We start from the raw sequence: 12727 nt of genomic DNA, 5'->3' as shown, positions 1-12727 counted from the left end.
GTGCTGCGCCTGGCCCCTGGGAAGACTCTCGTCGGTCATATCACGAGCCGGGTGATCTCCGAATCGAGTGGCAGCTCCTCAACGTGTAGAGGCGAGGACTCCATGCGGTGACGCAACCCGTTGATGTCGTCCCGGTTGGACAGGTCGATTCCCACCAGCGCGGGACCGAGCTCGCGGTTGTTCTTCTTCGTGTATTCGAAGTGCACGATGTCGTCCGCAGGCCCCAACACGTCCTCCAGGAACATGCGTAGCATGCCCGGCTGCTGCGGGAAGGTCACCAGGAAGTAGTGGCGCAGCCCCTCGTGACGCAGCGAGCGTTCCATGACCTCCGCGTAGCGCGTTAGGTCGTTGTTGCCGCCCGACACGACGCACACGATCGCGTCGTCCGGGCGTCCCAGGAGAGAATGACGATCCGCGGGATCCGTCAAAAAGACGTGCGCCGCGGTCGAGGCGAGCGCCCCGGCTGGCTCCGCGATGACCCCATCGGACTGGTACAGCTCCAGCATCTCCGTGCACACGGCGCCCTCGGGGACAACCAGGATGGAATCGACAAACCGTGAGGCGACACGAAATGGCAGCGCCCCCGCGCGCCCCACCGCCGTGCCATCCACGAAGGGATCGACCCTGGCCAGCGTGACCGGCTCGCCGCCCTCGAAGGCCGCGCGCATCGAGGCGGCGCCCGCGGGCTCGACGCCGATGATCGTCACCTCCGGCCGGTTGGCACGCAGCCACGTCGCTATGCCCGCCACGAGGCCGCCGCCACCCGCGGGGACCAGAATCGCGGCCGTGTCGCGGGGCATCTGGGACTCCAGCTCGACGCCAATCGTGCCCTGCCCGGCGATCGTGAAAGGATCGTCGTAGGGGTGAACGTACGTGTGGTTTGCCGTGCGCGCCGCCTCCTGAGCGAGCGCATTCGCGCGATCAAACGTTCCATCCACGATGACCTGCTCGACCCAACCTCCACCGATAGTCGCGATCCGGCGGCGCTTCTGGCGGGGCGTGTTCGACGGCAGATAAATGGTGCCGCGTACGCCCAGGTGAGCGCACGCGTACGCCACGCCCTGGGCGTGGTTGCCCGCGGACGCGCACACGACGCCGCGCTCACGCTCAGACGGGGACAGCAGGAACATGCGCGAATAGGCGCCTCGTACCTTGAACGAGCGGCACTTTTGCTGGTCCTCACGCTTGAGCAAGACATCCACGCCCGCCTCGGCAGACAAGCGCTCCGAGCGCTCGAGGTTCGTATGAACGGCCACCCCCTTCCAGGGCCGCGGCCGCCTGACGAATATCCCTTGGCGACGTCACGTGAGGGCTCGCGGGCATGAAAACTCCTTCCGACGCCTCCCAGTGTAGTGTGACCACCATCTGCGCCCCATGCGACCCTATCCAGGAGCGCACTAAAATGGAGGGCGTGAAAACTCTGAAAGACCCCCTGGTCTGGATTGACTGTGAAATGACCGGCCTGGACGTCGCTCGCGACGCCCTCATCGAAGTGTCCGTCGTGGTCACCGACGGCGATCTGATGATTGTGGACCCCGGAATTGACGTGCTCATCACGCCGCCCGCGTCCGCACTGGATGGCATGAGCGACTTCGTGCGCAACATGCACACCGCCTCCGGGCTGCTCGATGAGCTGGCCACCTCCGGGGTGTCCATGGAGGAAGCGACCGATCGGGTCCTGTCCTACATCAAGCGTTTCGTGCCGCAGCAGGGGAAAGCACTCTTGGCGGGCAATTCCGTGGGCACCGACAAGATGTTCCTCGAGGCGAACATGCCCTCCGTGGTTGAACACCTGCACTATCGCTTGGTCGACGTGTCTTCCGTTAAAGAGCTGGCTAAACGGTGGTACCGTGCGGCTTTCGCCGAGTCGCCCGTCAAGAATGGGGGACACCGCGCGCTGGCGGATATCCTCGAGTCCATCCAGGAGCTGGAATACTACCGTCGCGTGCTCTTCCCGGCGCAGCCCGTCACCACCGAGAAAGCACGTGCGGTCGCCCGTGAGGTCGTCGCGCTGGGCATCGCATCGCTTGGCGAGGACACCCAGGCCTAGGCTTTTCTCTTCCACGAGGCGCCGTCCCGCCTATGCACAGGGGCATGCGTCGTGTCGTGCGTATCCACAGGGGGATAAGCGATCGTTTGAAGCCGCCGGGGCGCGCGGTGTTTGCTGGTTGCATCCGGCCCGTGCCGGCCACACCCGAGCAAAGGACGCAACGATGCAGGACATATCGACGACCCTCAAGGGGCGTATCGGATCGGATCCGCTCATGAAGCACGTCAAAGGAAACACGTGCGTGACCACGTTCCGGCTGGCGATCACCCGCTGGCGTTTCAGGAGCGAGGCCCAGCCGGGCTCTGCCTCCTACGTGGAGGACGGAGCCTACTGGTACACGATCGAAACGTGGGACACGCTCGCCGAAAACGTGTTCCGCAGCTGCCGCAAGGGCGACCCCGTCGTGGTGGTTGCCCGACCCGTGCCCAATGGGTGGATTGACGCGGGCGGACAGATCCGATCCTCTATCGTGTTTCGCGCCAGCGCGGTTGGCCACGACCTGGCCAGGGGGACCGCGCAATTCAGCAAGAATCAGGTACACGGCCTCGCCGAACAACCGGCTGCGGGCTCGCAGGGCGACCCCTTCTCGACCAGGCCGGGGAGGGGAACGCAGGACCGGGACGATACATCCGGGACGCAGGCGGGTGCCCCTTTCCCCGCGGGAGAGGACTGTGGGGAGGAAGAAAAACCACGCCCGCTCCGGGAGGCGAATCTGGCGACCCACGGCGTCGAGGGCACCGCCGAGCACGCCGAGGCGTCCGCGTGGAACCCGGAACACGGCCTGGCGTGGGATCCTCGGAAAGAACCCGACGAGTGCGGCCCGCACGAGCCGACGCAGGGGGAGAGCGGCGCGAACAGCCACGAGGTCCCAGAGGTGTGCGAGGCAGGCGAGGACGACGCCTCGGATCGCGGTCCCGAAAACGGGATGCGTTTTGACTACGCGGCGACCTCGGCGTCTCAGGTCGTCTAATCGCAGGCATCGGCGATGATGACCTGCGCGACCGCGCACGGGCCATCATGGCTGATGGACACGAGCACCCTCCAGGAGGATGCCGGGCCCAGGCACGCCTCGCACGCCCGCGCGACATCGCCGTGCAGCGCGATTGCCGGGCGATCCCACTGATCGTGGATCACCTCTATCTCGCGCCAATTCACCTCGTCCGCTCCGATGGGGGGTGCTGCGGCGAACAGGGCTGAGGACCACGCCTTGATGAAGGCTTCCTTCGCAGCCCACAGCCCGCCCGCGTGGCGGGCCACGGCCTCGTCGTGGCGGGCGGTGGGGGATTGCGCGCCGCTGGTTGCGGCGGCGCGTGCGCGGACCCGGCGGGCCTCCCGCGGCGTGAGAACGCCGTCCAGGAAGGCCGATCCGGGTGCCCCCACCTGAGCGGCAAACTCAGGGAGGAACACCAGGTCAACGCCGAGCCCGCGCATGCGGCTTACTCGCCCGTGGGCAGGTGGTAGAAACCGTCCTGGCCCAGGCGCGCCGCAGGATCCAGCAGGATTGCGGACTCGACCTCGTGCGGGTCACCCGCGAGGCCGGCCGCCGGATCATCGGGCAGGCGGCGAGCCTCCACCGACGTGAACAGCGGTGCGTGGCCCAGCATACCCATCTCGATGTGACGCTGGCCGGAGCGCAGACGTCGATCCGAAGCGGCGCGCCAGGCGTCAAGCCGATCGCGACCGGCCTCGCGCTCCACGATGGCCTCGAAGGCGGCCGGGTTGACCAGCGCCAGGAAGCCGGATACGTGGCCGAACCCAAGCGACGTGGCGAACGCCGCGCGCACCGGGCCGCGAGCCGACAGATTCAGCGGGGAACGCAGCCACACGAGCGGGCTGAACTTTTCCATCGCGTCGTCGACGCAATCGAGCGCGACGTTCGCGGGGAGCACACCGGTGCGGAACACGTCGATGATGCCTCCGACCTGGAACACGCACGCGCCGCCCTTCGCGTGACCCGTCAGGGTCTTCTGCGAGATGACGAGGAGCGGGTTGCCGGGCGTACGGCCCAGCGCCTGACCGACGCGCGCGTGCAGGTCCGACTCGTTCGGGTCGTTGGCATTCGTCGAGGTATCGTGCTTGGACACGAACGCGACGTCGTCGATACCCACACCCAGCTCAGCCAGGTTGCGGGCAATCGCCGAGTCTTCTTTGCCGCGCGCGACCGCGAGGGCGCCCAGGCCGGGCGCCGGGATCGACGTGTGTGCGCCATCGCTGAAGGTCTGCGTGTGGGCCACGACAGCCAGGACCGGCAGGCCCATGTCGAGGGCCACCGACGCGCGGGTCAGCAGCACGGTGCCGCCCCCCTGTGCCTCGACGAAGCCGCCGCGACGGCGGTCGTTGGCGCGCGAGACGAAACGTGGGGAGATACCGCGATCCAGCAGCTCCTGCGAGTTCGCCGTCGCATTCATCGCGCCGAAGCCCACGATCGACTCCACCTGAATGTCGTCGATGGCGCCGGCCACGACGAAGTCGGCTTTACCGGCCTTGATCTTGTCCACTCCCTCTTCGATGGACACCGCAGCGGTCGCGCATGCTCCCACGGGGTTGATCATCGAACCGTATCCGCCGACGTAGGACTGCATGGTGTGTGCCGCGACCACGTTGGGCAGGGTCTCCTGCAGGATGTCCTGCGGGTATTCTTCGCCCAGGAAACGGTCGACGAACAGCTTGTGCATCGAGCGCATGCCGCCGAAGCCGGTGCCCTGCGTCGAGGCGACGGCTGCCGGGTGGACGACGCGCAGCAGCTCGGCCGGGCTAAAGCCTGCCGACACGAAAGCGTCTACCGCACTGACCAGGTTCCACACGGCGATCGGGTCGATCGAGTCCAGCATCGAGGCCGGGATTCCCCAGCGTGCCGGGTCGAGGTCCGTGGGGAACAGGCCACCGATGCGGCGGTTGAGCGTCGCGCGCCGCGGAACGCGGACCTTGGCGCCCAGCTTGCGCGTGACCTGCCACTCGCCGAACGCGGTTTGCTCGATCACGGTGAACTGCGGGTCTGCCTCCGCGTAGGAGCGGGCTTCGGCCTCGTCCTCGACCGTGAAGGTGATGTCGCGGTCCAGGAACACCAGCGCGGACTCCGGCGTGTAGCCGTCATGCAGCGGTCCGTCGTCATGGAAGAAACGCACGCCGGAACGGGCCACGACCTCGTCGCGGTAGCGGTCGAAGATCTCCGACTCGGGGACCAGCTGGTCGTCCTTGTCGTACCAGCCGCCCACGGGCGTGTCCGACCAGGTGAGCAGACCGGTCATCCACGCCAGCTCCAGGACGCCCGCAGGGGTGAGCTCCACGGAGCCGTCCGTGTGGATGCCGAGCTCCGCCTGGACGCGCGTGCGGGCACTGCCCCACGGGCCGACCTCGCCGTGACCGACGACGACGACCGTGTCGGCTAGCGGCGCAGATACCTCGCCCCACTGCGCGGGATCAACGTGAGGCACGGTGACTTGCGAGGGAGAGGGGAGAGCGGAGACGGTCGTGACCGGCTCGGGCTCCACCTCTTTTGCGGCGGACGCCGCAGCCTGGGCACGCAGGGCGCGCAGGTCGATCGACGAATCGAGGCCGCCCGTCAGGTCCGCGTCCACGGGAGCACAAGCGGCCTGGGCGCGAACCTCGGCACTCGAGAGCGCCAGGAGCTGTTCGGCCATCTCTTCGGTCGACCACGTGCGAACGCCAGCGGCTTCGACGGCCGCGACCATCGGATCGTTGCCCCCCATCAGCCCGGTGCCGCGCACCCAGCCGATACGCGGGTGAGCGATCGAGACGCGCGATCCCCAGACGGGTTCGGACGCCCAGCGGGCCGTGATGGCGTCGAAGGACGCCTTCGCCTCCGCGTAGGCTCCGTCGCCGCCAAAGATGCCGCGGTTCGGGGAACCGGGCAGGACAACGTGCACGCGGTGGTCCGCGTGCGTGTCGGAACCGATCGCCGCCAGGCCCGCGATGGAACGCTCGACGCTCCACAGAAGCAGGCGCAGCTGGTTCTCCGAGGCTGGGCCCGCATCAGCGAGCGTGCCCGAGACACGGGGAGCAGCGAACGGGTAGAACAGGGTGGGAACCAGGGCTTCCTTCGTCACCGTGACGTCGGCGCCCACGGACTTGGTCTGCTCCGTGCCGATCCACTCGACCAGGGCATCAACGTCGCGGTAGGAAGCCAGGTTGGCGGGAAGCAGCCACAGCTTCGCCCCACCGGCGGCGCGCGTCCGGTACAGCTCCTTTGCGAACGCCAGGCGGGAAGCCGAGATTGACGAGGAGGTCGCAATGACGGTCGCGCCGCCGGCGAGCAGAGCGCCGACGAGCGCGCCGCCGATGGAGGCCGGAGTCATGCCGGTCACCACCGCGACGTCGTTCGCGTAGGGAAGATCAGCGCTGGAAGCGAGGGCGTCGGAAGCGATCGCGTCGAGGCGTCCCGCGCGATCAGCGTCGCCCTCGGTGCGCAGGCGATCGGCCCAGTACGAGGCCTGCTCGGCCACCGCCCGCCCGGTGCCGACGAAGGATGCCCCCTCTGCGAGGTGCCCCTCGGCGGCAAAGCGTGCTACGTCCTCGCGGGCCGACGCCCACCGGTCGTCCAGCAGCACGGCGCGCGCGGCGTCGAAGCACGGCTTCACCAGGTCGACCCAGCCGGAACCGAGTTCGGCGGAAACCGCGTCCAGGACGCGGGCGTCATCGGTGGAGTCCTCGCCCGTGGGGGCGGGTTCGTTCAAGCCCAGCTCGGACAAGATCGTGCGGGCGGCCTTGGCCAGGACACCGTCCTCACCCGTGACGGACGCGGCGTAGGCGTCCAGGGCAGCCGAGTCGATCATGCCTCCGCCGGACGCGCCGCCGGCGCTGGGCAGGGACACGGACACGCCTTCTCGCGCGGCGACCGCGGCCACGGCGGCATCGATGAGGGCGTCGACGCCGGCGGCGTTCGTGGGAGCATCGAGCGGCAGGGTAGCCAGGTCACCGTCGCGAGTCGAGGCGCCCTCGCGCGTGCCCAGGACGATCTCGGCGGTCACGTGTTGCGCCCAGCCGACCCCCAGTTGCCACGTGCCCGTCACACGGTCGGCAATGCGGTTCGCTTTGACACCGGCGGCACCAAAAAGCTTGCGCGTGCGCTCCTTGACGGCCTCGGACAACACGGGACCGAAGGGCTTGTAGCCCTTGGCTGCCTTATCGACCGTGGCGGACAAGGTGGCCACGTCGGCTTCGCCGGCGCCGTCGATTGAGTTCAGTCCCAGCTCCGAGGACATGTCCATCAGCAGCTGGTTGCGGCGCGAGGAAACGCCGTTGGTCAGTGACTCGGTCGTGTCGCTCGCCCCGACCTCGTCGATGCGGATCTTTGCGGACAACGCCAGCAACGCCTTGATCGCGGAGGACGCCGTAAAAGGCAGGTCCGTGACATCTGCGCCCGAGGGGCCGCCGGTCGGCGCCGGAGCGGGGGTGGATTCGGCCGCGGCCGGTGCGGCAGCGGGGACGGCCTCGGGAGTCGGCGTGGCCGCCTCCGCAGCCTTTGCCACCTCCTCATCCTCGTCGTCCTCGATCACGGCGACATCGGTCGCGTAGACGCGAGCCTCGTCGCGCTGGACGTTGAGGACCTCCACGCGGGTCAGCGCAAACTCCGGCGCGGCCAGCGTTCGTGCGGCCAGGTTTGCCAGGGTCGGGGAGGCTCCCAGGCCGACCTCGATGACCTCTTCGACGCCCAGGCCCGCCACGCCGGGGGCGGCCTGGCCGTCGCCGAGCAGGACGCGCTGCGTCTCGATCCAACGCACCGGGGAAGCGAACTGCCAGCACAGGAGCTCGATGAGCAGCGTGCGAGCCAGCCTGCCCGGCCGCGACGCTGCCTCGTCCCACGCTCCCGGAGTCTCAAGGAGATCGCGCACCGGCTGCGAGGGGACAACATCCAGGATGGACTGGGCGAACTCGCGGGTCAGCTCGAAGGGGCGGGCAACCAAGTTCGGGATGTAGCGGCCCACGAGCTTGGACGGATCGATGTGCTCGGGCAAGCGCTCGTCAACCTTTGTGCGGAAGTCCGCGACGCCACCGCGCAGGACGGTCGAGTGGAAGGGGACGTCAATGCCGGGCACGTACATGAACGCGCGCTTGCCTCCGCGCGCGGCGGCGCGAGCGTTCGAGTCCTCTTCGAGGGCTGCGAGGCCCGCGACCGTGCCGGCGACCGCGTACTGCTGTCCGGCCAGGTTGAAGTTCACGATCTGCAAGAACTCGCCCGAGGACTCGGCGATGGAAGCGACATAGTCAACGACGTGTGAGTCGTCAACGCCGAACTGGCTGGGGCGCAGGGCACCCATCCTGTAGTTCGAGCGCCCCCTCTCGTCGCGCGGGACCAGCGAATGCATCGTGGAGCCGCGCTGGAAGACCAGGTCGAGCACCGTCTCCAGCGGGAACACGTCCGCGTAGGCGGCCAGAGCGTCGTACTCGCCCAGGGAGTGCCCGGCGAAGGCCGCCCCCGGAACCAGCACGCCTTCTTCGCGCAGTCGGGCCGTCTGGCCGATCGCGAGGGTAGCCAGAGCAACCTGCGTGAACTGCGTGAGGTTGAGGACGCCCTCTGGGTGACGGTAGGTGACGCCGCGGGCGACGATCTCGGTCGGGTTATCGCGGACGATCGCCAGGATGGAGAAGCCCATCGCCTCGCGCGTGTGAGCGTCGGCGCGTCGCCACACCTCGTCCACGGCCTTTGATTTGGCGCGCTCATCCAGGCCCATGCCCGCGGACTGGATGCCCTGGCCGGGATAGACGTAGGCGACCTTCGGGGCAAAGGTGTAGGCCGACGCGCGCGACACAACCTGCTTGTCGATACGGCAGGTCACCTCCAGCGACAGGCCCCCGCCGACGACGCGCCCGACGCGCTCGACGGTGATCTCGACCTCGTCGTTCAGGTCGACGGTACCGTACATGTAGTAGGTCCAGCCGGCGATCTGGGCGCCGCCCTGGGAGGCGACCACGGCCTCGGCCGCGTGCTGAGCGGTCGCAGACAGCCACATCCCGTGCACCAGCGGAGCGTCCATGCCCGCGACCTTGGCGGCCGCGTAGGACGTGTGGATCGGGTTGTAGTCGCCCGACACGATCGCGAAGGGCGTCATGTCATCGGGCGCCTGGACACTCACGCGGCGCAGCACCGATCGGGGCGTGTCAACGACCTCGATGGAGGCTCCGCCGAAGGGGGCGGCCTCGGAGGGGGCGCGGTTGCCGGTGGCGCGGCCGCGAATCGCGAAACGCTCTTGCGTGGCACCCACGTGCTCGCCGTTCGCCGTCAGTTCGAGGGCGACGGTGACGATGCGGCCGGACGAGGACTCGTCAACGGCTGCAACGTGACTGGTCACGTCGATCGTGTGGATCCCGCGGGCGAGCATCTCCTCGGGCGTGCGATCCAGGGTGATCGAGTGATCCAAGTGAACGGCGTTGAGCAGACCCTCAATGACCGGATAGTCGTTGTGGATCGCCGATCCGAGGGCCGCGTAGATGGCCGGCCAAGCCGGACCAAGCAGAGCGTCGGGAGCCCAGGAGGCCAACTCGTAGTCGGCGGGCAGCGCCGCACCTGTGGCCTCCGCATGGTCGAAACCGAGCGTGGGCGCCAGGGTGAAGGAGTAGTGTGCCTCGCCGAAAACGGACTTTGTGGAGGGAGCCATGACGGGCAGCGCGTCAACGGTGTCACCGGCAGCGGACACGGAGGTCACGCCGGCGGTCGCCGCGAGCATGGCGTACATGTGCTGGGGCAGCTTGGCTTCGTCGATGACGGGAACCGCGCCGTCCTCACCGCTGAGCACCAGCGGGAAAACCAGCTCACGGACAGCATGCTTCTCGTTGCCGCGCGGATCCCCATCCCACGCGGTATCCAGGTGGATCACCATGTCCACGCCGGTCTCGGTCTCCTTCAGCGACACCCGCTCGGCATCGAGGATGGCGGCGGGGTTGGTCATAAGGTGACCGGTCCACGAGATGAACGGCACCTTACGCAGCCACTCGTCGCGCGTGGCGGCCGGCGAGCCGTTGCCCAGGCGGGCGGCCACCGGGGTGGCAACCGCTCCGGAGGCGGCCAGACGACTCGCGGCGGCGGCTTCGAAGCGGCCCAACAGGGAGGCCACTGGCTCGTCAACGCGGTCGATGCCGGCGACGGAGACCGGGCCTGGGATGATACGCACCTGGTCCGCCGTGTAACGCTCGTCCTGCGCCTGCCAGAGGCAGTCCTGGCCCCACCAGCGGATCAGGTCGTCGTCCAGGATCGGAACGAACGGCATCGGCTTGGGATAGGAACGGCACAGGGCCGGGAACCAGGCGGCGTCGATCGGGGTGACGTGGGTAGTCGCGGCGTTCGGGTACGCGGACAGCAGGCGATTGGCGGCGGCGTGTGCGTCGGCCACGTCCGCGACCTCGGGGAACAGGGTTTCGACCTCGCCGTGGTCCACGGGGGCGAGGCGGGCCTCGACGCGCTGGAGCAGGTCGTGGTAGCGGATCTGCCACGTCGGGTCCACCCACGGGTAGGACAGGTCCGCGAAGCGGCGCACCCACGCCTCGTAGGTCATGTCTTTCAGGTCGCCAAAGTAGGGCTTGGCCGTGTGCGAGAGAATCTCGATGATCTCATCTTTGCGGGCGCGCACCTGGGCCCCGTCGGAACCGATCTCCGCAATGATGCGCGCGGCCGCCGCGGCGGCGTTGGACACCTCGTGCATGTCGGCGCGCAGGTGGGACAGGCCGGACGTCATGCCGCCGCGGCTCACGCCCTCACCGACCCAGCCGTCTTGGTCGTCGTCCGCCGGAACCCCGGGGGTGGCGACCAGCAGTTCCTTGACGGCCTTGGTCGTGTGCGCCTCCTTCGTGGTCATCGCGGCGGTGCCCACGAGAACACCGTCGACCGGCATGGGTGGACGGCCATAGCGGGCCGACCAATCGCCGGTGAGGAAGTCGGCGGCGCGCTCGGGCGTGCCGATGCCGCCGCCAACGGTCAGGACGATGTTCGACTGCGCTCGCAGCTGAGCGTAGGTGGCCAGCAGCAGGTCGGACAGGTCCTCCCAGGAGTGGTGGCCACCCGAGTGGCCGTCCTCGACCTGGACGATGATCTTGGTCGGCGCAGCCTCACGGGCAATGGCAATGACCTTGCGGATCTGGTCAACCGTTCCCGGCTTGAAAACCACGTAGGGGAAGCCGTCGGCGCGCAGCTGCTCAATGAGGGCCAGCGCCTCGTCCTGCTCGGGGATACCCGCGGAAATGACGACGCCGTCGATGGGGGCGCCGGAAGCGCGCGAGCGCGATACGATGCGGGCCTGTCCGAACTGCAGGTTCCACAGGTAACGGTCCAGGAACATGGAGTTGAACTCGGCGGTGTGGCCGGGGCGCAGCTGGGCGCGCAGGCCGGCCAGGTTTTCGTTGTACACCTCTTCGGTGACCTGGCCGCCGCCGGCCATTTCAGCCCAAAAACCGGCGTTAGCAGCGGCTGCGACGATCTCGGGGTCAACGGTCGTGGGGGTCATACCGGCCAACAGGATGGGGGAGCGACCGGTCAGGCGAGAGAAAGCGGTGTCGACGACGGTCTTGCCATCGGGGAGCGTCACCAGGCCGGGACGCAGGTTTGACCAGTCGGTTCCGGGTTCCGGCACCCAGCCGGGGGTGGCGGCCTTGTCGCGGTCCGCTGCGGTGCCTGCGGAGACGACGCCCACGCCGGTACCCTCCACGAGCGCGCGCGTCATGCGCACGGTCGTCGCACCAGGGCCCACATCGACGATCCAGGTGGCACCGGTGGCCGTCGCGGTTTGAATCTGCTCCGGCCAGTCGACCGGCGTGGTCAGGACAGCGGATGCGAGCGAGTGCGCCAGGGACGCGTCAATACCGCACTGAGCGGCCCACTCGTCGACCTGCGTCAGCGCATCCGCCAGCATGGGGGAGTGGAAGGGCACGTACACCGGCAGATACTCGCACACGGGCGACAGGGGACGACCGCCGCGCTCGTGCGCGTCGTGAGCCGCCTTGTCCTTTGCGGCCGCGCGCGTGACGGCGTTAACGAGGGCCGCCAGGTCGGCGGGAGCACCGGAAACAACGTGCGTGTCCGTGTCGTTTCGCAGGGCGATCGACAACGGGTGGGACGTGGAGGGCAGGGAATCCACGATGCGGGAAAGGAGTGCGTCCCCCACGCCGCGCACGGACACCATGTAGGTTGCGTCCCCGGCGTGGGGGGCGCGTGCACGACGCGTCACGCGGGCCGCCGCAGCGCCGATCAAACGAGCGAGCGCGAACACGGACGCCGCCCGGGCCTCGTCCCCGGCGATCCACGCCCGAGCGATCTCGACGCCCAGGACGCCCTGGGAATGCCCCTCGAAGGCCCTCGGCCGGTTCGCGGCGACGTTCAAGCCGGCGCGCGTCAGGTCGATGAGGGCACCCAGCTGCGCGGCGACGATGCCAGGAACGGACAGCGCCGCCTCGTCGGGTCCGGCAACAGCGCGGGTCACGGCCGCGGATCCGGACTCAGCAGGCAGATCGAAGGGCAGGGAGGCGACCGACTGCGTGGCCAGCGAGCGACGCACAGGCGACAGCACCGCGTCCGAGGCTTCGATCACGCCTGCCACAAGAGCGGCGATCTCGGGGTCGTGGGCTATCTCGTCGAGAGCCGAACGCCACGGGGTGGCCTGACCGGCGAAAGTGAGCGCGTAGGGAATCTCGTTTAAAGAGGAGACAAAAGACATGTTCTTGCTTTCCATC

4 protein-coding genes and 1 pseudogene are annotated in these 12727 nt (G+C 68.5%); 2 read left to right on the top strand and 3 right to left on the bottom strand.

Annotated features, from left to right (window positions below; all coding sequences use genetic code 11):
- Positions 1-35: 35 nt before the first annotated feature.
- Positions 36-1323: pseudogene (gene ilvA, locus BLT68_RS02665) on the bottom strand (threonine ammonia-lyase IlvA).
- Positions 1324-1402: 79 nt separating this feature from the next.
- Between ilvA and orn the strand changes: the two are divergent.
- Positions 1403-2050 carry an oligoribonuclease gene (gene orn / locus BLT68_RS02660; RefSeq protein ID WP_074632665.1) on the top strand — a complete coding sequence of 216 codons (648 nt, stop codon included), beginning with the start codon at positions 1403-1405 and terminating at the stop codon, positions 2048-2050.
- A 163-nt stretch (positions 2051-2213) separates the two neighbouring features.
- Positions 2214-3020, top strand: a complete 807-nt coding sequence (locus tag BLT68_RS02655) for a single-stranded DNA-binding protein (protein WP_074632661.1) — start codon at positions 2214-2216, stop codon at positions 3018-3020.
- Here the strand turns inward: BLT68_RS02655 and BLT68_RS02650 are convergent.
- Both BLT68_RS02650 and BLT68_RS02645 read right to left on the bottom strand, forming a co-directional pair.
- The gene (locus BLT68_RS02650; protein WP_070778205.1) at positions 3017-3481 is read right to left on the bottom strand and encodes a holo-ACP synthase; all 465 of its coding nucleotides are present in this window, start codon (positions 3479-3481) and stop codon (positions 3017-3019) included. The genes BLT68_RS02655 and BLT68_RS02650 overlap by 4 nt on opposite strands.
- 5 nt (positions 3482-3486) lie before the next feature.
- Positions 3487-12711, bottom strand: coding sequence for a type I polyketide synthase (locus BLT68_RS02645; protein ID WP_074632717.1), 9225 nt, complete (start codon positions 12709-12711; stop codon positions 3487-3489).
- Positions 12712-12727 lie beyond the last annotated feature (16 nt).

Origin of the sequence: Schaalia meyeri (assembly GCF_900105015.1) — a bacterium.
In the GTDB taxonomy this organism is placed as follows: Bacteria; Actinomycetota; Actinomycetes; order Actinomycetales; family Actinomycetaceae; genus Pauljensenia; species Pauljensenia meyeri.
Note: the sequence above shows the minus strand (reverse complement) of the source record. Positions and strands in the feature narration are given on the sequence as shown.